Annotated in this window: 21 protein-coding genes; 7 read left to right on the top strand and 14 right to left on the bottom strand. The window is 46.2% G+C overall.

What is annotated here, in order from left to right; all coding sequences use genetic code 11:
- Nucleotides 1-23 precede the first annotated feature (23 nt).
- The 6 genes from WCK19_RS01270 (at nucleotide 24) to WCK19_RS01245 (ending at nucleotide 4,959) form a co-directional block, all read left to right on the top strand.
- Nucleotides 24-677, top strand: a complete 654-nt coding sequence (locus WCK19_RS01270; protein ID WP_342395532.1) for a hypothetical protein — start codon at nucleotides 24-26, stop codon at nucleotides 675-677.
- Nucleotides 678-832: 155 nt separating this feature from the next.
- Nucleotides 833-1,765, top strand: a complete 933-nt coding sequence (locus WCK19_RS01265; protein WP_342395531.1) for an FAD:protein FMN transferase — start codon at nucleotides 833-835, stop codon at nucleotides 1,763-1,765.
- 74 nt (nucleotides 1,766-1,839) lie between these two features.
- Nucleotides 1,840-2,427 carry an RNA polymerase sigma factor gene (locus WCK19_RS01260; protein ID WP_342395530.1) on the top strand — a complete coding sequence of 196 codons (588 nt, stop codon included), beginning with the start codon at nucleotides 1,840-1,842 and terminating at the stop codon, nucleotides 2,425-2,427.
- 4 nt (nucleotides 2,428-2,431) lie between these two features.
- On the top strand, nucleotides 2,432-3,373 hold the full coding sequence (locus WCK19_RS01255) for a hypothetical protein (RefSeq protein ID WP_342395529.1): 942 nt from the start codon (nucleotides 2,432-2,434) through the stop codon (nucleotides 3,371-3,373).
- 305 nt (nucleotides 3,374-3,678) lie between these two features.
- On the top strand, nucleotides 3,679-4,308 hold the full coding sequence (locus WCK19_RS01250) for a MarR family transcriptional regulator (protein WP_342395528.1): 630 nt from the start codon (nucleotides 3,679-3,681) through the stop codon (nucleotides 4,306-4,308).
- Between the two features lie 522 nt (nucleotides 4,309-4,830).
- Complete coding sequence (locus tag WCK19_RS01245) at nucleotides 4,831-4,959, top strand: hypothetical protein (RefSeq protein WP_342395527.1); 129 nt, start codon at nucleotides 4,831-4,833, stop codon at nucleotides 4,957-4,959.
- Nucleotides 4,960-5,107: 148 nt separating this feature from the next.
- Here WCK19_RS01245 and purM read toward each other — a convergent pair whose 3' ends face one another.
- From purM to WCK19_RS01175, 14 genes are all read right to left on the bottom strand, one after another.
- The gene (gene purM, locus WCK19_RS01240) at nucleotides 5,108-6,118 is read right to left on the bottom strand and encodes a phosphoribosylformylglycinamidine cyclo-ligase (protein ID WP_342395526.1); all 1,011 of its coding nucleotides are present in this window, start codon (nucleotides 6,116-6,118) and stop codon (nucleotides 5,108-5,110) included.
- A 5-nt stretch (nucleotides 6,119-6,123) separates the two neighbouring features.
- Nucleotides 6,124-10,581: a response regulator gene (locus tag WCK19_RS01235; protein ID WP_342395525.1), complete on the bottom strand. Its 4,458-nt coding sequence runs from the start codon at nucleotides 10,579-10,581 to the stop codon at nucleotides 6,124-6,126.
- An 8-nt stretch (nucleotides 10,582-10,589) separates the two neighbouring features.
- Entirely contained in the window at nucleotides 10,590-13,157 is a 2,568-nt protein-coding gene (locus WCK19_RS01230) for a methyl-accepting chemotaxis protein (RefSeq protein ID WP_342395524.1), read from the bottom strand.
- 38 nt (nucleotides 13,158-13,195) lie between these two features.
- Nucleotides 13,196-13,774: a chemotaxis protein CheW gene (locus WCK19_RS01225; RefSeq protein WP_342395523.1), complete on the bottom strand. Its 579-nt coding sequence runs from the start codon at nucleotides 13,772-13,774 to the stop codon at nucleotides 13,196-13,198.
- A gap of 47 nt (nucleotides 13,775-13,821) precedes the next feature.
- Nucleotides 13,822-14,184 carry a response regulator gene (locus tag WCK19_RS01220; protein WP_342395522.1) on the bottom strand — a complete coding sequence of 121 codons (363 nt, stop codon included), beginning with the start codon at nucleotides 14,182-14,184 and terminating at the stop codon, nucleotides 13,822-13,824.
- 21 nt (nucleotides 14,185-14,205) lie between these two features.
- Nucleotides 14,206-16,125: a DUF4388 domain-containing protein gene (locus WCK19_RS01215; protein ID WP_342395521.1), complete on the bottom strand. Its 1,920-nt coding sequence runs from the start codon at nucleotides 16,123-16,125 to the stop codon at nucleotides 14,206-14,208.
- Nucleotides 16,126-16,147: 22 nt separating this feature from the next.
- Entirely contained in the window at nucleotides 16,148-16,519 is a 372-nt protein-coding gene (locus WCK19_RS01210; RefSeq protein WP_342395520.1) for a response regulator, read from the bottom strand.
- Between the two features lie 5 nt (nucleotides 16,520-16,524).
- Complete coding sequence (locus WCK19_RS01205; RefSeq protein WP_342395519.1) at nucleotides 16,525-16,704, bottom strand: hypothetical protein; 180 nt, start codon at nucleotides 16,702-16,704, stop codon at nucleotides 16,525-16,527.
- Nucleotides 16,705-16,991: 287 nt separating this feature from the next.
- Nucleotides 16,992-18,209, bottom strand: a complete 1,218-nt coding sequence (gene coaBC / locus WCK19_RS01200) for a bifunctional phosphopantothenoylcysteine decarboxylase/phosphopantothenate--cysteine ligase CoaBC (RefSeq protein ID WP_342395518.1) — start codon at nucleotides 18,207-18,209, stop codon at nucleotides 16,992-16,994.
- A 147-nt stretch (nucleotides 18,210-18,356) separates the two neighbouring features.
- Complete coding sequence (locus WCK19_RS01195) at nucleotides 18,357-18,908, bottom strand: 2-oxoacid:acceptor oxidoreductase family protein (RefSeq protein WP_342395517.1); 552 nt, start codon at nucleotides 18,906-18,908, stop codon at nucleotides 18,357-18,359.
- A gap of 12 nt (nucleotides 18,909-18,920) precedes the next feature.
- Complete coding sequence (locus WCK19_RS01190) at nucleotides 18,921-19,691, bottom strand: thiamine pyrophosphate-dependent enzyme (protein ID WP_342395516.1); 771 nt, start codon at nucleotides 19,689-19,691, stop codon at nucleotides 18,921-18,923.
- Between the two features lie 19 nt (nucleotides 19,692-19,710).
- Nucleotides 19,711-20,817, bottom strand: a complete 1,107-nt coding sequence (vorB, locus tag WCK19_RS01185; protein ID WP_342395515.1) for a 3-methyl-2-oxobutanoate dehydrogenase subunit VorB — start codon at nucleotides 20,815-20,817, stop codon at nucleotides 19,711-19,713.
- A gap of 13 nt (nucleotides 20,818-20,830) precedes the next feature.
- Nucleotides 20,831-21,079: a 4Fe-4S dicluster domain-containing protein gene (locus tag WCK19_RS01180; RefSeq protein WP_342395514.1), complete on the bottom strand. Its 249-nt coding sequence runs from the start codon at nucleotides 21,077-21,079 to the stop codon at nucleotides 20,831-20,833.
- 229 nt (nucleotides 21,080-21,308) lie between these two features.
- Nucleotides 21,309-23,546 carry a 6-phosphofructokinase gene (locus WCK19_RS01175; RefSeq protein WP_342395513.1) on the bottom strand — a complete coding sequence of 746 codons (2,238 nt, stop codon included), beginning with the start codon at nucleotides 23,544-23,546 and terminating at the stop codon, nucleotides 21,309-21,311.
- Nucleotides 23,547-23,902: 356 nt separating this feature from the next.
- On the opposite strand from WCK19_RS01175, the gene WCK19_RS01170 reads away from it, so the two are divergent.
- A partial coding sequence (locus WCK19_RS01170; protein ID WP_342395512.1) for a hypothetical protein occupies nucleotides 23,903-24,096 on the top strand: 194 nt, incomplete at its 3' end.

Below are 24,096 nucleotides of genomic sequence, written 5' to 3'. Positions count from 1 at the left end.
CCTATCATTGAAAGGAGCATCTGGTGAAACTGAAAACATTATTACCCGGATTGATATTAGGAATAGCTTTTGTAGGAGCTTTTGCGTTTGGCGTGAATGCGTCGGGCATAGGGGTTAGCACTCCTGACACCAAAGCTACAACCCAAGTCGCAGCGAAAGCTCCTACTACCGTAGCTAAGGCTGTCAAGACTGCTACTGTTGCGAAAAATACTGCTGCTACACAGCCCGGCGCTGGAGCTACTACCGAACTACCCATAGTTACTGTCAACCCTGATCCGATAGTTGCGGATGTTTATTATAATGCACAACCTGAACATCAGTTCAGCACCCCTGAGGCTCAGACTGTGGTTAGTAATCCGGTTGTTGTTGCCAATACAGTGGTGGTAGTCGCCGAAAAAGTAGAAGAACAGCATACGCCAGTGCCGACAGCAACAGCAACACCTGAACCGACAGCAACAGCAACACCCGAACCGACTGCAACAACGCCAGTGCCGACTGCAACAGCAACACCCGAACCGACTGCGGCTTCCACTCCAACAGTAAAGCCAACCGAGAAGAGAGAGACAGAGACGAAGAAGCCTGAGACAAAGGAACCTGAACATAAAGACAATAAGGGTCCTGAGACAAAGGAACCTGAACATAAAGACAATAAGGGCGGCGAAAAGGAACACGATTAAGATTACAAGCGACACCGAAGCTGGAGCCGATTGCAACACCAAAGTTGGCTCCAACGCAGACATCTAAGACTAAAGCTTCCTAGTTGTGATAGAATCTATGCTCGTCAAAAAACGAGCATAGAACCGGATTACCGGATTGGATATTTAGATAAAGATTGGTTAAACAGGGTATGGGCGAGGTTTTTTCCACATTTAGGGCAATGAATACAGATGTGCAAGCGCTTATATATTTGAGTAGTGAGTCCAAAGCCACCAAATTACGGGCGCGTGATTTGGTCAGCGTTGCACAACTGATATTTCGGCACGCTGAATTAACTCTGAGTCGTTTTTTACCTGATAGCGAGCTATCAAGGTTAAATCAAAAGAGTTATATTGAACAAGCCTCCCCTCTGTTTTTTGAGTGTGTCATTGCTGCCCTAAAAATGGCAGAAGTAACTGGCGGTATATTTGATTTAACCATTTTGGATGCGCTGGAACACGCCGGGTATGACCGCAGTTTTGAGCAAATTGGAACTCTTACTCCCGGTCTGGCAACCAAAATAAATACATTTCGCCCACCTTCGCACCGATATGTCGAATTAAACCACGCTCGGCGAAGTATTAAGCTTGAGAAGGGCGCTAGAATTGATTTGGGCGGTATCGCTAAAGGTATGACTGTTGACCGGGTTGCAGCAGTTATTCAGGCACAGGGATTCAAGGATTTTATGGTGAGCGCTGGCGGAGATATGCGCCTTGGCGGTAATCAGCCCGGAAAAAGCGGTTGGGAAGTTGAAATGCAAAATCCAATTGCCCTAGAAGGCACTTTAACTACTTTGCCAGTTATAGAAGGAGCAGTAGCAACCTCCTCCACTACCCGCCGCCGTTGGCTGAAAGGCAACCAACTACAGCATCACTTGATTGACCCACGCACCTCCGAGCCGGTTGATAATGGGTTGGCGGCTGTAACGATAGTTGCGCCCACCGCGATGTTGGCGGACGTGTTCGCTAAAACCGTTTTAATATTGGGTATTGAAAAAGGTAGAGAATTTATCAATCGGCAAGAAAATTGCCGAGTTTATATGATAGATGTAGAAGGTCGCTTAGTATGAAACCGAAAGGCAAAATATTGAGCATTCGTATTATAAGCCGATTGTTTACATCGAAGATTGATTAACACTTACAAATGAATGACATTGAACTGGTAGCACAACTTCAAAGGTTCGAGCCTGCCGCAGTGGATGAATTAATGTCCCGTTTTGCAGACAGGTTATATAACTATGCGTACTACCATAGCAGCGATCATCATTTGGCTGAAGATATAGTTAGTGAAACACTTACTCGTATTGTCGAGAAAATTGGGGATTACCAGCAACGCGATGTGCCTTTCAAAGCATGGGTCTTCCGCATAGCTCGTAATCTTCTGGCAGATCATTATCGCTATCGCAGCCGACATCCCTCTGTTTCATTGGAGGCGGCAAGCGATGAAAGTAGTTCGCTTTATGAGACGCTTAGCAGTGACTACGGAGCAGCAGACGGGGGCGAGATAGCCACGCAAGTGGCACAGCGTGAAGACTTGAGGCAAGCTTTGAATTTATTGCCGGAAGACCAGCGCACAGTATTTATTTTAAGGTTTATTGAGGGTAACGACCTTGAACAGGTCGCCGCTATTATAAATAAAAGTATGCCATCAATCAAAAGCTTGCAATTTCGGGCAACCCGTAACTTGCGGCAAATACTAGATGATAATAACGGCATGGGGAAACGGCGGTAAGGGTATGAAAACAGATAAGCACATCCAAGAGCTTTTTGAAAATAGAGTCGATTACTTGCAGCAGGGCAAAAGCCTTGAGCCGGATATAGTTATTACCTTTGAGCAAGAAATGGCACTAGAAAATATGCTGGAACTGGTGGTACAGAGCCGGCAGGCTCCAAGCTTTGCTTTAAATGCGGAGAAACGACAAATGCTAACGGCTGACCTTAAGGCTCGTTTGCAAGCGAAATCACGCCTTACTATTGTGCCGCCTCTTCCCGGCAATATTCTTGCGCTGGAACCTCGCAGAACCGTTACCAATAACCAACCGCGCCGATTAAATCGGTTGCATGGTTTACAACTTGTTATGGTAGCGGCTTCAGTGGTGTTGGCGCTGGGCTTGTTGATAGGGCTGGCGCTTTCTGAACAACCGGGTAATAATAATATTGCCGCGCCCAATACCAGCATACCTGCGGCTACCTTTGAAACTACTAATATCGAAATCACTACTACGGCACCGGAAACCGCCGTAACTGAAGATGCAACCGCTACCGTAGAGACTACGCAGCAGACTACTAGTGTGTCAACCACTACGAACTTGTCCACTACTGTTGTACAGCTAACTACTTTGGCGCCACGCACTACGCAAGCTCCGGCTAACATGCAAACTACAACACAGGCTCCGGTTGTTGCAACAAACCCTTCTGCTACAACTGAATCCGAGAAACAAACTTTAATAGCAACAGTAGCGCCTACCACAACCACAACACCTGCTATTGCAAAAACTGTTACTACAGTTGTGACTACCATCAAAACTCCTAATACAACTCCGAATGCAACGCCTACTCCTACCTCTAATCATGAGGATAATCATGAGGATGAGAAAAAATCGAATATGACTCCGACACCTTCTGCCACTCATGATAACAATGAAGAATCGGATAAAAATAAAGACTCAAAAGATTAGTTGATAAAAGATAATATATGTGTGGTTCTGAACTTAAACAGCCCTTCACGGGCTGTTTCCTCATATATTTTTCATTGATATTAAAAATGCTTGCAAACATTCTTTAATTTTAACTGTAATAAAATCCAACAATTCCTTGTGGTTATTTAACACAACTTACTGTGAAAAGCCCTTTACATTTACCTAAAGATTTGGTATTATCTTACTATTAGATTCAGGTTTTGGGTATTCCCCGATAATGTTCATATTGTTTTTCTTGCTCTTAGAAGTTAAAAAGAAATATCCCTTTTGGAGGGGGAGTTTTGATGAGTGAAAAATCAAAGGACTCTCAAGAGTTGTCCCATCTTTATCAATGTGCTTTCCAACAGTTAAATGTGGCTGCTACTCCGGATTGGCTTCAACTTGACCTCACCTTCCAGCAAATGAAAGTATTATATATTATTCGTCAATTCGGATCGCTAACTATGAGTGAATTGCACGAGCATCTTCAGGTAAGTATGCCAACAATTACCGGTATTGTAAACCGCCTGATTGAACGCCGAAATGGCATTCCTTTGTTGGTTCGTGAAACTAGCCCGGAAGATCGCCGTGAAGTACGTGCTAGTCTAACGGATGCCGGACTAGAAGTTACTAACATGGTTGGAGCTTTAAAAACCGAGGTGTTACAAGAAGTGTTTAGTCTCATGAATGAGGAAGAGTTAAGGATTGCTCACAAAGTGTTTAATCGCTTCTGCGAACTTTCCGAGCAGCAACGGCATAATGTTAAAGCCCTTGACGGCAATAATGCTGAAACCGTAGAAGGCGCTAACGGCAATCGCCGAAAACGCCGTCGCTTGATTGGTATTAGTGAAACTGCGAACTCTAACGCAAGCGCTATCCCTAGCAATAACTTGCGTTTTGACTCTTACAGCACTCGCCCTATCTTAACTTCATAGCTTAAGGCACTATAGTAAGAATAGAATTAGAACTCTACCTGCGATGAGGGCTTTGCAAAGTTATATTAAGCAAAGCCCCTTTTTAATTTCCAATGTTTTTGCCGGAAACAACAGATAAATAGATAGTTGCAGCAATAATAATAACCAAGGCACGTGACCTCGGCTATTACTGTTACGGAGATTCGTTTTTGTTCTATTACGGAAGTGGTTGGACAATATCACCGTACACGGCAGGTCGGCGGTCGCGGTAGAATTGCCAAGCATCGCGCACCTCTCAATAACTAGGGGTAAACGCAGTGGAAATCCCCACAATCGAACCTAAAATGACCGTAATTTCGCGAGTTCTACCCGAACTATTGAAAGGATACCAACTTTTTATATGCGTTAATCTTTCCCTTAAGTTTGTGTGGTTATTATTAGCAGCAAGTTATCAACTATATAGCAATTCAGTTTGGTTTTAGACTTGATGAGCGAGCTATCGCAATAGCCAAACTAGGGTTTAAAGCCGAAGCCCACTCTATTTTGCTCAAAATGGCTCAACCTAACGCCAGTGATATAAACCTGCTTTTATGGCTAGCTTATACCGCCGGTGATTTTCCCATTTCCACCCGCCCCGCCAAACTGGACGAAATTGACCGCTTGATTGCCTAATTTGTGAAATTTGTCCCTAGCTTCGCTTTCACCCGAAATCTTGTAACTACCCCTATATGCACCTTTCCTTAACTTACCTCTTCTTATCGCCGAACTAAAAAACCCTCCCCGAAATTGGGAAGGGCTACTTAATTCTCAATTCAACAAGTTATCTTTTTTCAATCACGCCAATCTGATACACTTTTTCGCCAAGTTCCGCAAATAAGGCGCTAATTGCGGCGGCATCGGCAGCAGGTACAACTGCCGCAAAGCCAATACCCATGTTAAAGGTTTTGAACATTTCGGCTTGTTCCACATTTCCAGACGCTTGAATTAACTTGAAGATTGGCGGTATATGCCAACTATCGAAATCTATTTTGGCAGATAGCTCTTTCGGTATTATTTTATAAAGCTTGCGAAAGCCGCTGCCTGTGATATGTGCCAACCCGTTTATAACTGCGGCTGTTCTTAAAACAGCCAATACTGATTTGACATAAATTCGGGTTGGCTCAAGTAACGCATCTGCCAAAGACTGGCCGTTTAATTCAGGAGGAGTGTCTTTCAGCGCGTAGTGCGGTAAAATTGCGCGGCGTGCCAACGAGTAGCCGTTGCTATGCAAGCCGCTGCTGGCTAAACCGAGAATAATATCGCCGGATTGAATGGCTTCTCCGGTAATGATTCCGGCATTCTCAACAACACCGAAACAACTTCCAGCCATATCGTATTCACCCGGTGCATAGAAGCCCGGCATTTCGGCTGTTTCGCCGCCAACTATGCTGCAATTAGCCCGGCGACAGCCTTCCGCGACCCCTTCAGAAACCTGTTCCGCTATGTCTGTATTCAGTTTTCCGGTGGCAAAATAGGGTAAAAAGACCAAAGGTTCAGCGCCGCGCCGTATGAGGTCATTTACACACATTGCCACAAGGTCAATGCCAACCGTATTGTGGCGGTCTGTCATGAAGGCTATTTTGAGTTTTGTACCAACGCCATCACTACCGCCAATGAGCATAGGGTGGCGATAGTTTTGGAAACGAGCATCAAATAATACTACCCCGCTTTTTTCAATTATTTCGGAACGATAGGTGCTACGTGCTGCCATAAATGCGTTTGAGCTGGCTTCATCGCCGGCTTCTATATCTACTCCTGCGCCTTTGTAGGAGAGGGATGTGGGATTTTCCATAGTTATTAGTGTGCGCTGGTAAGCAAAACACTTACCATTTGCAGCAATTCCTCCTCTTGATAAGGTTTTACCAAAAAGCCATCTGCGCCCATATCTTCGGCTTTTTGCCGATGCTTGATACCGCCACGGCTGGTTAGCATTACAACCGGGATATTGCGATATAGTGGGCTTGATTTTAATAATCGTGTGAGTTCGTATCCATCCATACGGGGCATTTCGATGTCCATTATTATCAGGTCGGGCGCAGCAAGTTGTTGAAGGGCTTCCAACGCTTCCTGTCCGTCCTTACTGGTGCGTACTCTGAAACCGGATTTTTCCAGCATGCCTGATAACACTTTTCGGACACTGAGTGAGTCATCAACAATTTGAATCATCGGTGAACGCTTTTGTCTAAACACGGTTTGGGGCTGTACTCCCGGCAGAAGTAGCCGCCCTGTTGTACCTCGCCTCATTTCGCGTGCAGCAATAGCTCTTTCCTGCGGTTTTGCTTTAGGAACGCTGACAAAACTGGAAACATAACTACCACCCCGCAAGCCTGCCATCACCAAAAGTTCAAAAATATTCAAAATTAGCACCACTTGCCCGTTACCGAGTATAGTAGAGCCGAGGATACCCTGAATCGTTTTGAGGTGAGTACCGAGATCTTTAATTACTACTTCTTGCTGTCGGACTAATTCATCTACTTCTAAAGCATATCTATCTAAACCTGCCAATATCAGCAACGGTCTGTCCGTGCGCGGAGTATTGCTGTCCTCATCAAAATTATGGTTTCGCAAGCGGTTTGGCAGGCGTAACAAGTCCCGCAAATTTATTAAAGGTAGGCTAGAATTTTCGTTTTCAGGATGAAAATAAGGTCTGTTCGCCATAAATTCGATTGTGCCGGCATCAATCCGGGTAGTACGTTCGATAATACCAACCGGAATAGCATAGGTGTACCCACCACTTTTCACAAGAATTGCACGGGTAATAGTGAGAGTGCTTGGCAAGCGTATGGTGAAAACAGTGCCTACACCGAGTTCCGATTCAACCTCAATGATGCCTTTCAGCGCAGCTACGTTAGCCTGAACTACATCAAGACCTATACCACGTCCTGAAATTTCGCTGATTGTGGCTGAGGTACTGAAACCGGGTAGGAACATGAGGTTATAAATTTCCGAAAGAGTCGGGTTTGAATTGGCGCGTATCAAACCTTTTTCTATGCCTCGGAGAAGGAACAATTCAGTGTCAATACCTGCGCCATCATCGCGTATTTCAATTACTACCTGAGAACCTTCAGTGCGTGCCGTAAAAGTCACCGTACCTTGACGCGGTTTATCCACCGCTTCCCGCACCTCCGGCATTTCAATCCCATGATCTAAGGCGTTTCGTATCAAGTGTAAAAGCGGGTCCCCTATTTCTTCAAAGATTGTTTTATCAACCATTGTATTATCACCTGAAACTAGAAATTGCACTTCTTTGCCCTCTCTCGCTGCTACCGTTCGGGCGGTTCGGTATAGACGTGGCGTAAGAGTGGAGAGGGGAACGAGGCGAATTTTCACCAATTTATCCTGCAAATCATCGGTGATGCGCCCTTGTTGCATAGTCAAGTTTTCTAAGTCGTTACGAAGCGTTTCAAGGTCTCTTTGCATTGTGGAAAGGTCAGAGACAGTTTCAGTCATTTCGCGAGAAACCTGATGGAACTCAGTATAACGATCCATTTCTAGCTCATCAAATTCCCCGTCATAGGAATCGGGCGTAAAGCGGTTGCCGAAGCTAGAAAATTGGGGTATAGCGGTTGCACTTCCGTTTGGAACGCCTGAATTTTTAAGAAGTTCTACCTCATAGCGGGTTTCAAGCTCACGGGTAAGTCGCTGCAAGCGTCTAAGTGCCAGACTTAATTCTTCTACTACCCGGTTATATGCTTGAGAGTTTTGTTCTAAAACAGTGCGGTTGATAACCAGTTCGCCTACTTGGTTTAACATTTCGTTTAGACGTTTAATCGGTACGCGCACCTCAATTTCCACATCTAACGGGCTAGAAACAGGAAATTGAGTTGTTTCTCCTTGCTGAACGTTTTGTTCAACCTCCAGTGCGGCTATTTCTTCTTCTCTTACGGCATGTAGCGTTGGTATATCAAGCTCTGCCGCTTGTGCCTGCGCCTCTTTAAATATAAATGCGCCACCCTTAGACTCTTCTTCTTCTTCCTCGCAAATGATAGCAGCATAGCGTGAGCGTAATTCATTAAGAGTAGCAGGATTTTCCGGGCTACCGCGTTCGAGACCACGCGCGGTGTTATCAATATAGTTAAAGGTAACGAATAAAAGCTCAATCGTTCCTTTATTGACCTCCATTAAGCCTTCATAAAGGCGATCCAGCAAATCTTCCATTAGATGGGAGGTTTGGCTGATTACAGTAAACCCAACCATTGCTGCCGAACCTTTAAGGGTGTGGGCAGTACGCCGAATCTCTCGAATGATTTCCCGGTTGGTAGGCTCTTTTTCCAACCGTCCTAAGTAAAGATCGAGGTTATGAATATGCTCACGCGCTTCTCCGGCAAAAACCTCTGCTAGTGCGGTATCTACTTCAACTCCAGAAAGCGGCATTGCCTTTGTGGTGCTTCGTTCATTGCCAAAATGGGCAAGGTGCTGGCTAGTTATTTCTGATTTAAGCTGAGGATTCGCTACGACTGCCTCCGCTTCAAAGGCAACTATTTCTTCATCGTTTTGTGGAATAGGCGAAAGAGTCAAAGCTGAAGCAGCATTCTGGTGTGGCTCAAGCAAGAAATCGAGATCGGCTACGGCGCTACGCAACATTTCGCCCACTTCAAAGCTTGCCGGTAAATTATTATTCTCAACTGCGCCACTAATTTCTTCTATGATAGTTATCTGGTCGGCAATTTTCGCTAAACCCATCATCTCCGCCACTTTACGCAGCATCGCAGAAATTTGGTTCAATTGGGAGGCAGCGCCATCAGTGTAACTTTGCACCCCAAAATTTTGCGCTAATTTGGTGATTTTATCAATGTCAGCCTGCGCTTCTGCTAGGAATAACGGAGCAGGTTCAAAACCGAAGCCGGTAGTATCCATAGCTTCCAGCATGGCTATATCCTCTTCGCTTAAATCGCCTAATTCTCCGGTTTGTCCCTGTCGTAATTGTTGAATGGCAGTTTCTACTTCATCAAACCTCATGCCCGTGAACTTTTCTTCAGGGGCTAATTCGATGTCGGCGGCTTCCAAATCAGTGAATAGCTGTGAGGCTTCGTGGAACTCTGCGGTTTTTTCTTCACTCTCCACTTGCGAAACTGCATTAATCTCAACGATGTGGCTAATATCAATGAATTCGCGTGCTGTCAATTCGTCATCAATCGAGTCTAATAGTTCACCATCAATACTTAGTATGTCAGAGGGCAAAATAGCTTCAACAATCTCGTATGGATTACCGCCAAGATGCGGCAAAATTTGTGCTTGTAGCTGATTGACATGCTCTTCTACATGGGTGGAACTTAGAATTTCTTCAATTTCGTGGAAATCATCAATTGAGACGCTTTCATCTTCTCCGCTTTCGGGAAAAGATGTCATCCAAGCTGGCAGGGTCGAATCGAGTTTATGGTCATAGCCAGTGGAGGCTATTTCTTGAATCCTCTTATCCCTTTCATCCTGTAATTCATCAAGTTCCATGGGTATTTGATTTGGCTCAAAGATTATTGCAGGAGATGGGTCGGAAGTAATATATATAGGCATAGGATAAGGCAATTTACTGGATGGTACGATAGTGGGTTCTGCTAATACAGGTGGAACAGGAATTTCTTCTTCAAAATCGTTGAATATTACATCATAGAGCGGTGAATTTGTCCAATCAATTGAAGTAGGCTGCAAAACAGGGTCAGGCTTGCTTTGGCTTTTGGGGGGTTCTGTATTAAAACCAAAGCCTAGCGCAATATTCGATAAATTCGGCAGCGATTCTAAATTATCCCCTTTCCGCGTATCTTGTATTTGGCTGAACTCCAGAATCAAATCGTCCAAAGTTTTAGGCTGTCCCGTTCGAGGGAAATTTGTTAAGGGCAGAGAAGGGGCAGTGGGTGTTTCCCATATTGGAGAGAAGGTTGGCATCTCATCAAAAGCGTCCCATTCTTCTTCTGCCTGTACGTCTGCTTCGCTACTAAGTTCTTGGCGTTTGCTGTCTATCAGCTTTGTTAGGTTATTCACACGGCTCAGCATTTGCTGACTCAATTGTGGTTGGTAACGAGCTTTTTTTTCAATAAAGGGTAGCAAAATTTGTTCTAATTCCCAACCTAACTGCCTCATTTCTTCCATTTCCAGCATTGAGGCTGACCCTTTAATGCTGTGGGCAAGGCGATAAGCTTCCTCCAAACTTTCCTTGTCATTTGGATTGTTGCCTAACGTTTTGAAGTGGCGCTCCAACTGCGGAATGTATTCACTTACCTCATCCAAAAAGGATAAGACGATTTCTGTTTCAAATTCCATATGCTTTATTATCCCAGCGCCTGTGGGGGTTCAACAGGAGTTTTGTTTGTACCCACCTCATCAAATATAGAGTCGAAGAAGTCGGATTCATCGGTAAACAAAGAAGAAAGATCAATATCACCGTTATCGTTGAGATGAGAGAATCCATCGAGGTTGGAAGTTTCGAGCGGTTTTCCGTTAGTTTGCGCTATTATTACTAACGGCGGAGCGAAAGTAGGTGAGGATACTTCAACCTGAGTTTGCGCCTTTTGTTCGTAAAAATCCCCCACGTTAAAGGTAGACGTATCTTCGGCAACTTTAAAGGCGGCAACAGAAGAACGTAATTCCTGCGCGGTTTTTTCTACCATTTTCACTACTTCCCCGGATTGTCGACGCAAAGAAACTGCTTCTTGGGTAAGGCTGGAAATTTCATTCATGCTACGCGCAATATCATTGGAAGTTTCGGCTTGTTGCACCGAGCTTTCCGAAATAGCAAAGCTTAAGTTTGCCAATTTACCCACAACTTCTTCAATCACGATTAATGCTTTGCCCGCTTCGTCCGCAATTCTAGAACCTTCCACTACTTCTGAAGTACCATCTTCCATTGCGACCACTGCGGAAGCGGTATCATCCTGAATGGATTTGACCAAATGTGCAATTTCGCGGACGGCGTTTGAACTACGCTGTGCCAGCCGTCGTACTTCTTCAGTGACCATAGAGAAGCCTTTCCCCTGCTCACCGGCGGTAGCAGCTTGGATAGCAGCGTTCAAAGCCAGCATATTTGTTTGGTCGGCAATGTCGTCAATTAGTTTTACTATTTCACCGATTTGCTGAGAGCTTTCACCCAAACGTTTGATTTTCTTGGCGGTTTCCTGAACATTATTCCGAATCCGGTTCATACTGCTAATGGTGCGTGTAACCGCTTCTTCGCCATATCTGGCATTAGCGAGGGCTTCTTGCGCTACTTTCGCAGCATCATTAGCGGATGCTGACACATGCTGAATGGCGATGTTCATTTCATTGACGTTGCCGGAAACGCGCATAACCCGGTTTGCTTGTCGGTCTGATACTCCATCGAGCATTTGGGCATTATCTACCATTAGGTTAACATAACTGTTGGTTTGGCTGTTAGCGCGTTGGATATTGATAATGGTTTTACGCAATTCTTCAATCATCAGGTTGAAGGAGTCGGCAATTGCCCCGGTCATATCGGCGGTTACTTCCGCCTGAACCGTCAAGTCACCTTCTGCTACTGTGCTGATTTCTTCCAATAGACGGGTAATTTGCGATTGGAGTTGTTCTTTTTCCTCGCGGTTTTGTATCTCCGTCAAGGTGTTATCAAACATTGCGTTGAGGGTAATACTCAATTGCCCCAATTCGTCTTGGTTTGTTACCGGCACACGAACTTCAAAATCGCCCATGCCGATACGCCCTAAAACTCTTGTAATGCGACGGATTGGTTGGATTAGCGTATTTGCCAACACAAAAGCGACGATAAGCAGCAAAACCACCGCAATGATACTGAGAATAATAGAAGTGTTGGTAATATTATTGGCAGCAGCGGCGAAAGTGGAGTTTGGCACGAGTATATAATAACTCCACTGTTTTGAGCCGGTGCGTCCGTATGCGCCTTGATAATCGGCATTATTAAGCTTTATTTCAAAGAAGCGATTATTGGTATCAAAATTTTGGCTTTGTGACCTACCGAAAATCCCCTGAATAGCGTCTTGTTTATTGGCAAAATTGAAATCTTTGGGAAACCGGTTAGTTGCGAGAAGTTCCTGTGCGCTACCAGCACCACTGGCAGGGATAGAATAAAGCACAGAAAAGAGATACTTGGAATTGCCTAAAACATCATCGGTTGAACGACTATCCGCAATACGTACTCCGCTGCTATCAACCAACATTGCAAAGCTACCCTCACCGGCAGCTTCTTTATCGGCATTTACAATTTGCCAGATACCGTTAAGTGGTATGCGGGCAACTGCTATTCCAATTATTTGGGATGAGGCATCGCGGACTGGCGCAGCAAAGAAAATGACCGCTTCAACTGTACCGCTTTTCTCATTGAAGCGTACAAGCTGAGGGTCAGTAATTACTGATGATTTCTTCTTGACTATAATATCTTGAAAGTAAGTCTGGTCGGAGAGGTTGTTTGACTCCCCAGCACGCAACCCGCCTTCGGGTTCGGAGGTAATTTCGATTTGTCCGGTGGGGTTCGCCAATACTAGATAAGTATCTTGACCCATCAAAGGAGCGCGAGTTTTAAGCAGGGTTAAGGTATCATGCTGGTCACGGTTGTTTGGCCCTAGCGCACTGCGGTCGGTTTGGGCAGTTTTCATAAAGTTAACGAGTGCTTCGTTGAGGGCGATTTGCGCCATATCCTGCTCACGGGTGAGTAAATAAGCACTGACGGCATTAGTAGTATTACGACTAAGGTTTGCAAGGTTTCTTTGCGCTTCCTGTAAAAGACCTTGCCTTGCTTGTTGTTGGTTAATAATTGAAACCGGAATGAGGGCAGCGAGTGCAATAATGATGAAGGCAGCTAATAGCTTGTAGAAAATAGACCAATCTTGAACACGGAGTAACTTTTGCATTAATCTATATCTCCTTTGAGTCTGCCTAGAAAGGGAAACTAAGTTGCTGCACTCACTTGTTGTAAGGCTGGAGTAATAATCAGGTTTTGGGCGTTTATCAGGGCTATTGCTGTATCGGTTTCTTGCTCAGTATAGAACCCACTTAAGAAATCACCGATTTTCCCATAGCTATCTTTTATTACTTGGGTTACAGATAGGATAAGTTCTGGCTGTACAAACAGAATCCCGTTTATATCTTCTACCAGTAATGCGATTGACAGGTTATTGGCATAAACCACTAGCAAGCGGGGGACAGCGCTGCCCATAACAAAATCAGCGGAAGAACGGTTTGAAGAATACTCAGCCTCAAGTTTGAAATATATTTTGAGATTTATCACTGAGGTTATAGCGCCACGTAAGCTGATAATACCTTCCAGCCAATCTGCTGTATTGGGGACGGGTGCAAGCGCATCAGGATTAAATCTCAATACTTCCTGAAGCTGATTTATAGGCACACCATATTTATTACCAGCAAGGGTAAACAGTAAATATTGCACCGGCGCAGGGTCGGTTTCTTTGTGTGAGAAACTTTCAGGGGAAGTGATACTGGTATCACTCATCTGGAAAGGATTTGTCATAGAACAAAACCCATATGTATATTTAAGATAATCAGTAAAGGCAAAATTTACAGCAACCGTTTAACTATTGCCACCAGTTCGTCACCTTTAAATGGTTTGGTTATGTATTCGTTCGCGCCCTGTTTCATACCCCAGAATTTATCACTAGCTTCACTTTTGGTAGTTAGCAATATAATCGGCAACTTTTCTTTTCCGAGGCGAGTACGAATCTCACGACATACCTGATAGCCGTTTTTTTTTGGCATTACTACGTCCAGCACTACTAGGTCGGGATTCTCTTTGACAATCTTATCAAGCGCATCATCTCCGTCCACAGCAGTAACAATATAATAACCCGCTTGTTGAAGCGGCAAACTCATCAAAGTTCGCTCTGTGGGACTATCATCTACTACTAATATTTTATGCGACATTCCGTTATTTCCTCGCTAATGTTATATGCGCCTAACAACATCTTGTAGGAAAATTTCGTACATCTCTTGGGATTCAAAACGAACTGTTTCCCGCCGAACGAAACCTACATAAGACTGAAAGCAACTGCGTATTACGGTACGCAAGGCTTTTGCCGATTCTCGGTAGAACTCTGACGAGGCTCTTTCGCCTTCTCTTGAATAAACTTCATATCCTCGCAATAATTTTACAAGATTAATACGTCCATTAGGAATGTCTATACTCATCATGAAATTGATGTAAGGCGCAAACTCCTTTTGAAGACCGTGATTAATCATTTCTAATACAAATTGCCGCCCATCAGCGTTTTCACACAACGATAATACATCATTGACGAAGCCTGCCAATAGTAAAAGGGCGGTGTGCATTTCCACCCGTTCTTTCTTTTGCGCTTGCGTCCAAGTTGCTTCCATCCGCGATATAGCAGTAATCAATCGCAATTGCCGCTCGTCATCGTCTAAAGGCAAAACCTGTTCGTGTATCGGTACATTAGCAGCCAAAGGTTCAAAAACTGGCTGTAGCGGAGGTTGGGGAATCGGTGTGTATTGAGAATGTTCAGACAGAGTCATAGCAGGCGCTTGCGGTATATTGATGGCAAATTTCTCAGTATGATTAGTAGGAGAACGCAATACAGTTTCAAGCGTAAGACCGGGCTCGCTAGTCGGTACAGTAGTATGCAAATCAAGATAGGCTTGTGGCTCGTTCAAAAACCGCTGAAGCAATTGCCCATCATTAGAAATTCGCGGGAAATTATCAGTCCAAAGCCCCATAATCGAGCCTTCATAGAGCGGAATATAGGCGGTGTCTCCGGCTAATAGGCTTGCCTTGCTATTAGCTCCTACTGATTTAGACGCTACATTGATTCTTACACACCCGGTATGATTCTCCTCGCCAAGCATTCGCAATAATTCTTTGAAGCGGACTATACGAACTTCAAGGTGTGAATAGCGGGTGGAAGGAGTCAATAGTGCAATCGAGGCAAGCATTATTTCCATGCTTATTTCATAGAACCAATAAAAGCGGGCTGTCCCGCTGCCCTTTTGCTCAATAACCGCCCGGAAAGCTTTCTCCCCGTCATGCATAATCGGTCCGGTCTGTCCCTTCGCGTGGTAAAAGGCGTGGATAAAACGCCCATGATACATAGCGATACCCACTGCCGGAAATCCGTCAACTTCAGGACCACCTAACACATATCCGGTGAAGCCAATGTTGGCAAGGCTCAGCAACTCGTCTTCCAATTGAGGACCGGTAGCTACCAACGAATTGGACATTTGCTCGCCAAGGGGTAGGCAAATATAGCGGGTACGGTAGAATCCGTTTGAGGGGGGTTTCTGGTCAAGTTGATTATCATCGGTAAGAGTAGGAGGCAATTCAAATAATTCAGGGCTATTTTGGTTTATACCGTTACCAGAAGGGGGGGTTTGAAACTCTCTGTTTGCTGAAATCTTGGGAGCTTGTTCGTCAGATATTCCTAAATCTTTCAGGTCGAATGGAACCAAATCAGCCATGTAGTTACCAGTTTCTAAATTAGGTAACGCGACTGAAATAGGCGCTGCCTGGGGCATTGGCGGTAATGACCCGGTTTGAGGTCGTCCACCTCGATTTGGAGCTTTGGCAAGGATTAAATCTATATCATCGTTGATGCTGGCTTGGGCAGGGATTATTCCTTCAGTAAAGATATATGTACCATTTCTCCAGTTCAAAAGCTCGCGGACAGCATCAATACCAGTAATATCAGCCCATTTGGCATGGTACAACTGCCCAAAGAGATAATATAGGTTAATTTTCTCATTTTGCCGCTGGAAACCTAACTCACCGCTGAGTTTTTCTTTCTCAGCGGTACGTAGCAGCGTTGTCAAGTCTGTTTTATCAATACGCCCGTTTAATATGGTAGTTGAAGACATCCAGTGTTTTTAACCTCCCGTTCTAACTGCCGCCGGTGTGTTTCCGAACAACCGCCAGTAGTTCTTTGGGTTCGAAAGGTTTGGTAATATACTGGGTTGACCCAGCCATTTTACCACGAATTTTGTCAAAGAAACCGTCTTTGCTAGTTAGCATAATAATCGGCAGATTCCGATATCGGCTCTTGATTATTTTGCAAACCTGATAACCGTCCATTATCGGTAATATCACATCCAGCAGCACCAGATCGGGCTGCTCATCGGTGATACAGGCAAGAGCTTTCATTGCGCTTTCACAGGTATTTACCCGGTAGCCTTCTCTCTTGAGTGTAATTTCAACAATTTTGCGTATAGTGGGGCTATCATCAACCACCAGCACCAGTTTGTTTTTGATCACTCAACTCACTCTTTCAGAAACCTGTCTATTCCATTCTCTCGCCAGACTCGCAAGGTTTCTTTATCCTTAGGGTCAATGCGTACTCCTATAGCATTTACCGGGTACGAATGCCGTTTCTGAATATCTTCCCAGTTGCGCTTGATTCTTGGGTCAAGGTCTTTCTTGTTGTTGCCATCATTTGCCATTTCAACCACTCCGCATTACAGAGCAAAACTTATTTTGGTTATTTTATTACTTGAAATTGCTGAATTCTAAATTTATCAAAAAAACCATAAGAAAGTTTTACCAACCGGAATGTAAATATTTCATTATATTTTAACACATAAGACAAGCTGATTGCATTTACAATCTTTACAAATAGGGCGGTTATAATATCGCTACCTCCCTACTGACCGTCTCGCGGAATAAAAGTTGCAAAGTTTCAACTATAGCGGGTGATACCCCGATAACAACGCATGCATTTTTTGATTTACTATATTTTCTTTGCCACCAGTTCCAACACCTTATCAAGAATAAGCTCTGCTACTTCCCGTTTGGGCTTGCGCTCATACTCGGTAATACCCCCGCCGCGTTCAATTAACGTCACCTGATTTTCGCTGTGTCCGATGCTGCTCACCGCTTCATTCGCTACAATCATATCCAGATTCTTATTATTCAACTTCTTCTCGGCATTGGCATGTAAATCATCCGTTTCGGCAGCAAAACCCACTCGTAACAGTTTCTCCAGACCGGGCGCGTCTTTCAAACCGCCCAGAATATCGGGATTAAGGGTTAGCTCAATCGTAGGCGCGGTTTTATCCTTCTTTATTTTGTGGTCACTGGAAGTCACCGGGCGAAAATCCGCCACTGCCGCCGCCATCACCAGCACATCGGCAGGCAATTCGTCCTCAAAAAGAGCGCGTTTCACCGCTGCTTCCATCTCACAAGCGGTTTTTATGCTAACAAACTTGCATCCCACCGGGGGGTTCAGATTCACAGGTCCGCTTATGAGCGTGACATCTGCGCCACGTTCCAGAGCCGACTGCGCCAGTGCATAACCCATTTGTCCACTGCTACGATTGCCCAAATAACGCACCGGGTCTAGCGGTTCTTGCGTCCCGCCCGCCGTAATAACAAAGCGTTTGCCTATCAAATCGCCATAGTATTTCCCCAGCACCAACTTGATATAGCCTAGAATCTCCTCTGGTTCTGGCATCCGCCCGACCCCACTTGCCCCACTCGCCAGCATCCCAACCCCCGGTTCGAGGATAATCGCGCCACGCGCCCTAAGAGTGGCAAGATTCTGCTGAGTGGCAGGGTGCTGATACATATTGCTCTCCATTGCAGGAACAATTATCAACGGGGCGGGACAACCCAATAGGGTAGTGGTGAGCATATCGTTCGCCAGCCCTTGCGCTATCCGAGCAATAATATCGGCAGTAGCAGGAGCAATAACCGCCAGTTCCGCCCGATGCGCCAGCGTCACATGCCCCTTCTCCTCCTCCGTCCACTCCTGCCACAGGTCGGTATAAACCTTGCGATGAGTCAACGCTTGGAAGGTAAGAGGGGTAACAAAACGGGTGGCGGCTTCGGTCATCGCCACATCCACCTTTGCCCCCTCTTTGGTTAGGTCGCGGGCGAGTTGCGCCACCTTATAAGCCGCAATGCCGCCGGAAACGCCCAGCAAAATGTTTCTGTCTTTTAGGGTCATAACGATTAACCTGTTCCATTGAGATTTTTAGGATTTGCGATTTCAGTCTGCTCATATTCTATACTCAAACGCGCCAATTAGACAACAAAAAAAGAACAGACAGGGCTGTTATCATACACCCATCTGTCCTTTCACCTGAGAAAAAGGTTATTTCAAACCTAACGGAAGGCAGAACGCCGCTCCGCGCCGAAGCGCAAGTCGGTTAGCAACCAGCGCATCTTGATGGCGCAGACTAAGGTGTTCTTCCAACACCTTATCAAGCGTTTCGAATTTAACCACACTAGTAGCTGCCACCAACGCCCCCAACAAAACCAGATTGGCAATTTGGTCAAAGCCTAACTCGGCAGCAATAGCTTGAGCCGGAATCACCACCTCATGAATATCATCACGAGTAGAACGCTCAGAAATCATGCCCTCATCCAGCAGCAGCAAACCACCCGACTTGACCAGCGACATGTAACGCTGAAACGAAGGCGGGTTCATTAGTATTACCGCAGAAGGATGGCGTACCAACGGCGAGCCTATCTCCTCATCCGATATACAAACGGTGCAATGCGCCGTTCCGCCGCGCATTTCAGGTCCGTAGGACGGAATCCAAGTAACATGCCTCGCTTCCGCCAACACGGCATACGCCAGCAACTGACCGGCAAAGAGAACGCCTTGCCCCCCGAAACCTGAAATAATAATCTCTTCGTGCATGGCAAAGCCTCCTTACTCCAGCGCCTTTAACTCGACATCCACCTTGAAATCGCCGAGCGGGAAATAGGGAATCATCTTTTCCTTGATAAACTTGAGCGCCTCCGGCGGTTCAATGCCCCAGTTCACCGGGCATGACGAAAGAATTTCTACCAGCGCCAACCCTTTACCAATCAACTGCGCCCTGAAAGCGGTCTTAATCGCCTTTTTGGTCTTGTTGATGTTGCCGGGGTCATGCACCGAACGGCGCACCACATAGCTAACACCCTCCAGATTTGCCAGTAATTCCGAAACCCGCAATGGATAGCCCATCGTTGCCACATTTCTACCCAAAGTAGAGGAGGTAGTACACATACCCGGCAGAGTAGTAGGAGCCATTTGTCCGCCAGTCATACCATACACCGCATTGTTCACGAAAATAACGGTTATGTTCTCGCCCCGCGCCGCCGCATGAATAATTTCGGCAATGCCGATAGAAGCAAGGTCGCCATCGCCCTGATAGGTAAAAACTACGCTATTGGGATGTACTCTTTTAATGCCCGTTGCCATTGCCGGAGCGCGTCCATGTGGAGCTTGCGCGAAATCGGTATTGAAATAGTTGTAGGCAAAAACCGAACAACCCACCGAAGCCACCCCAATAGTTTTGTCCCTAATATCCAACTCATCCAGCACTTCCGCCACCAAACGATGAATCACGCCATGGGTGCAGCCGGGGCAATAATGGGTCACGGCTTGCGTTAGCGCGTCCGGTCTTTGGTACACAACCTGTAAAGTATCTGCTGTCATATTCCAGCATCCTTTCCCACTATGCCATTAATGCCAGTTCTGGCATTTCGGGTTGAGCCGTCACACGGTAAGCCGAAGTCGTTTCATAAGTTATTATCTCGGTCAGAATTTCATCGGGCAGCGGCACAATTCCGCCAAGCCTACCGTAGAATTTAACCATCGCCTGTGAACCTACCGCCAAACGCACATCCTCGACCATCTGCCCGGCGTTACACTCCACCACCAGTATTTCTTTGACATGCTGCGACAGTTCTTCCAGCCGTAAGTAAGGGAAAGGAGACAGGCTAATCGGGCGGAAGAAGCCCGCCATTATCCCACGCTCTCGCGCTTCCTTGACCGCCGACCACGCGCCCCGCGCCACCGAACCAAACGCTACCACTAATAGCTCGGCTTGTTCAGTCCACCGTTCCTCATAGCGCCCTTCATTTTGTCGAATCAGGGCTTCCTTTTCGCGCAACCGTAGGTTTTGTGCCTCCAATTCTTCAACTTGCAGATAGAGCGAAGTATTAAAGCGGCGCGTTCGCCCCTTAGAGCCGGTCAATTCCCAGCCTCTATCCACCTTATCCAGCGTTTTCATCGGAGGCATCTCGGCAGGTTCCATAATCTGCCCGATATTGCCATCTCCGGCGATAATTACGATAGTGCGATATTTCTCGGCAATTTCAAAAGCTTTATAAGTTATGTCAACTGCTTCTTGCACCGAGTTGGGCGCGTACACAATCGGACGATAATCGCCATGCCCACCCCCTTTGGTAAGCTGAAAATAATCGGCTTGCGCTGCGCCCAAATTGCCAAGACCGGGACCACCCCGCATCATATCCACTATCACGCAAGGTACATTTGAAGCCGCTATATAGGATAAACCTTCCTGCATCAAGGACATTCCGGGGCTAGAGGAGGAAGTCATGGTATATGCGCCAGCTACCGCCGCCCCGTACACCATATTAATGGCTGCCAATTCGCTTTCCGCCTGAATAAAAACCCGCCCCAATTCGGGCATACGACGCGATAAATACTCCAGCAATTCGGTTTGGGGAGTGATGGGATAGCCAAAATAAGCTTCCATCCCGGCACGTACCGCCGCTTCCGCGATTGCCTCATTTCCCTTCCAGAGTTCCTTAACCATAGCATCCTCCCCTTCAGGAAACTAAAGCCGACGCGCTCTGTTTTCGGGCGCATTCGCGATAAACGGTTATTGCAGTATCAGGGCATATAGTGGAACAAAGCAGACATCCGGTGCAAAGATTCTTGGGATCTACCAGATGAGCGGGGTGATAACCGCGTGGGGAAATGTAATCCGCCATGTGGATTATCTCTTTGGGACAGACGGTAGAGCAAAGCGTACAGCCTTTGCATCTGTTTTCGTCAATGACGATTGTCCCGCGCATTCCGACACCTCCTTGTGTAAGAACGAAATTATGTTGTACGGAACGTTATATATTGCGATAGTTAAAGGCAAATTTTGTCCGTACTATAAAAGTTGGTACAGTTTCAGCATATCCGACTAAGGTTAATATAATCATTAAATTGGGTAAATATGGGGGGAATTATCGGACAGGAGGTTAAAAAAGAGGGGAGCGAGTAACCATATTAGGTCACTCGCCCCCTTGAAAAGGGCTAAATTTTTGGTTGCAAAGGATTGTCTCGCGCCAACAAACGCGCCACCGTTCTCAAATTCAACCACCACTGGTCTTTAGGTCTGCGATTGACCGGGTCAACCATACGCGGCATTTCCTCAATATCAAGTATCTCCACTTTGCCGCCCTTAAAACCAATGAAAGAGCCATCAACTTTGCCGTTTTCGAGTTGTTCGGTCAGGTATTTCACGCAACGTGCAGCCAACCTTGTAGCCTGAATCCGGTCAAACGGGCTTGGGTTGCCACCCTCCTGCAAATGTCCCAGAATGGCTTGCCGCACATCAAAAATCCCTCGCCCTTCTTCCTCGAAAAGCGAACATAAGAAACTGGTCGTGTACAAAGAGTTGGCGTTTTCGTTGCGAATCATCAGGCTCAAGCGTTTCCCATGCTTGAAACCTTCGCTCATATCTTGTAGGTCATTTTGTAGGTCTTGCAGGCGAATCCCCTCTTCATGAATATAAACCCGCTCCGCGCCGGTTGCAAGCCCACTCATCAGGGCGAGATAGCCGCAAAAGCGCCCCATCACTTCAACCACGAAGCAACGACGCGCTGCTACCGCCGATTGTTTTATTTTATCTACCACCTCGACAATATTATTCAGGGCAGTATCAGCGCCGATACTGAGTTCAGAACCGGGCAAATTATTATCAATGCTGGCAGGTAAGCAAATCATCGGAATATTGAAAGCCGGGAAATTAGGCTGCTCGGTGTGCATCTTGTATGCGGTTTCGTAACTCTCCCAACCGCCCACTATCAGCAACGCATTAATATTGTAAGTCTCAAGATTACGGGCAATAGCATAAATAGCTTGACCGCTTGGAATCAGACGGCTTGTGCCGAGTTCCGCCCCGCCCATCGAAGTCCAACCGTCAACCGCGCCCCATTCCAGTTCTCTAATATCGCCGTTAATCAAGCCTTCAAAGCCGTTATGGATACCCAATACCGAATGTCCACGATCCAGCACCAACCTGACAGCCGCCCGTACCGCCGTATTCATACCGGGAGCAGGCGCACCCGCGTTCAATATTCCAAAACGGAAAACCTTATCCGGGTGAGTAACAGATGGTAAAGCCTGTGCCAGAGCTTGAAAAGTATTGTACATTTCGCGGAAGCTACCGCCACGCAATTCCATTGCTTTAGCATATTCTTTTTCGGCGATATGCTTTGTAAGAATGCGGGTTTGCTCCACATCCTGCATCAAAGGAGTATGCGTAATACGGTTGTAGCGAATACCGATAAGCTGTGGTTCGCTCTCAGGCGTGCTGTTGAGCAACTCCTCAACCGCCGTATAACCCACTAAGGTACTCATCCAGCGATCAAACGCGCTCGGAGAACCGCCGCGCTGCACATGACCCAGAATGGTAACGCGAGTATCCTCTCCTAAACGCTCTTGCAACACTTTGCGAATATAATCACTGGAAATCGGACTACCGTTCTTGTCACGTGCGCCCTCTGCCACTACCACGATACTTTCGCGCCTACCCGCTTTTCTTCCGGCGCGAATCAGGTCGCACATATATTGTTCCCAGTTATCAACATCCGGTGGGTTTTCCGGTATCAAAACCCAGTCTGCGCCCCCCGCAACTGCGCTCATCAAAGCGAGATAACCACAATTACGACCCATCACCTCCACTACAAAAGTACGCTGATGACTTGCGGCAGTGCTGGTCAATGCGTCTAAAGCCTCGGTGATGCGGTGCAGAGCCGTATCTGCACCGATAGTCATATCGGTTCCGTACATATCGTTGTCAATAGAGCCAACCAAACCTACAATTCCAAGAAAAGGGTGTTTGTCTGCCTCCTCTTTGGTGATTCTTCCGGTTCCAACCAATTCTGCTATCAGAGATGACCATTCTTGGCGGAATATATTAGCTCCGGTGAGGCTGCCATCGCCTCCGATAATTACCAACCTGTCAATGCCTCGTTCAACCAAATGGAAAGCCGCTTCTAGGCGACCCTCTCTGGAGCGAAACTCAGTGCAACGAGCAGTGCCGATTACGGTCCCGCCGCGCTGCAGGATACCGCCGACATCGTTCCAATTCATCTTACGGATAAGGTCGCCACCTTGCACCATACCCTTATAGCCTTCGTAAATGGCATAAACTGTAGCGTCCCTGATAATGGCTGAACGCACAATTGCCCGTAAAGCAGCGTTCATACCCTGCGCATCCCCGCCACTTGTCAGAACTCCAATTGCAATTTCCCGTGCAGTGGTCATGAAAAAACCTTTCCAGCGCGTAAGTCACATTTTGAAAACATGCAAATGCTAAAAATCATCAAGCCTTTAATATTATAGCACTTGCCCGATTGCTTCGAAGCAATTGCTATACCCCAAGACAATACTTTATCCATATTTAAGATCTTTTTCTTAGTCATTATAGGTGTAGCTTTAAACCAATTTGCGTTTAGTAGTTCAGGTTACAGCGACTCTCCGTATTTAGTGGTACTTTCTATTATAGTAGTCTGAATCGGGAACTACTTTTTTTCCACGTCTAACCAATCCGATTTAGCCCATAGGGTTTTATCAACCCGTTGTTCTATCAGTCAGACTTTATGAAATAGGAGGAGCGAGAATTGAGAAACAGACACTATTCCCGCATGTCGGTAGTAGCAGTATTTTTGATGGTAGTTACTGCCATCCTTGGAGCTTGCGGTGACAATACTGCAACCCCCGTCGCTACTACGGCAGCGGCTACCACGGCTGCGGCTACCACTAAAGCCGCTACTACGACTACTGGTGCCACTACTGCTGCTGCAGGCACTACGAC

It is taken from the genome of Candidatus Chlorohelix sp. (assembly GCF_037138995.1).
Lineage (GTDB): Bacteria > Chloroflexota > Chloroflexia > Chloroheliales > Chloroheliaceae > Chlorohelix.
Note: the sequence above shows the minus strand (reverse complement) of the source record. Positions and strands in the feature narration are given on the sequence as shown.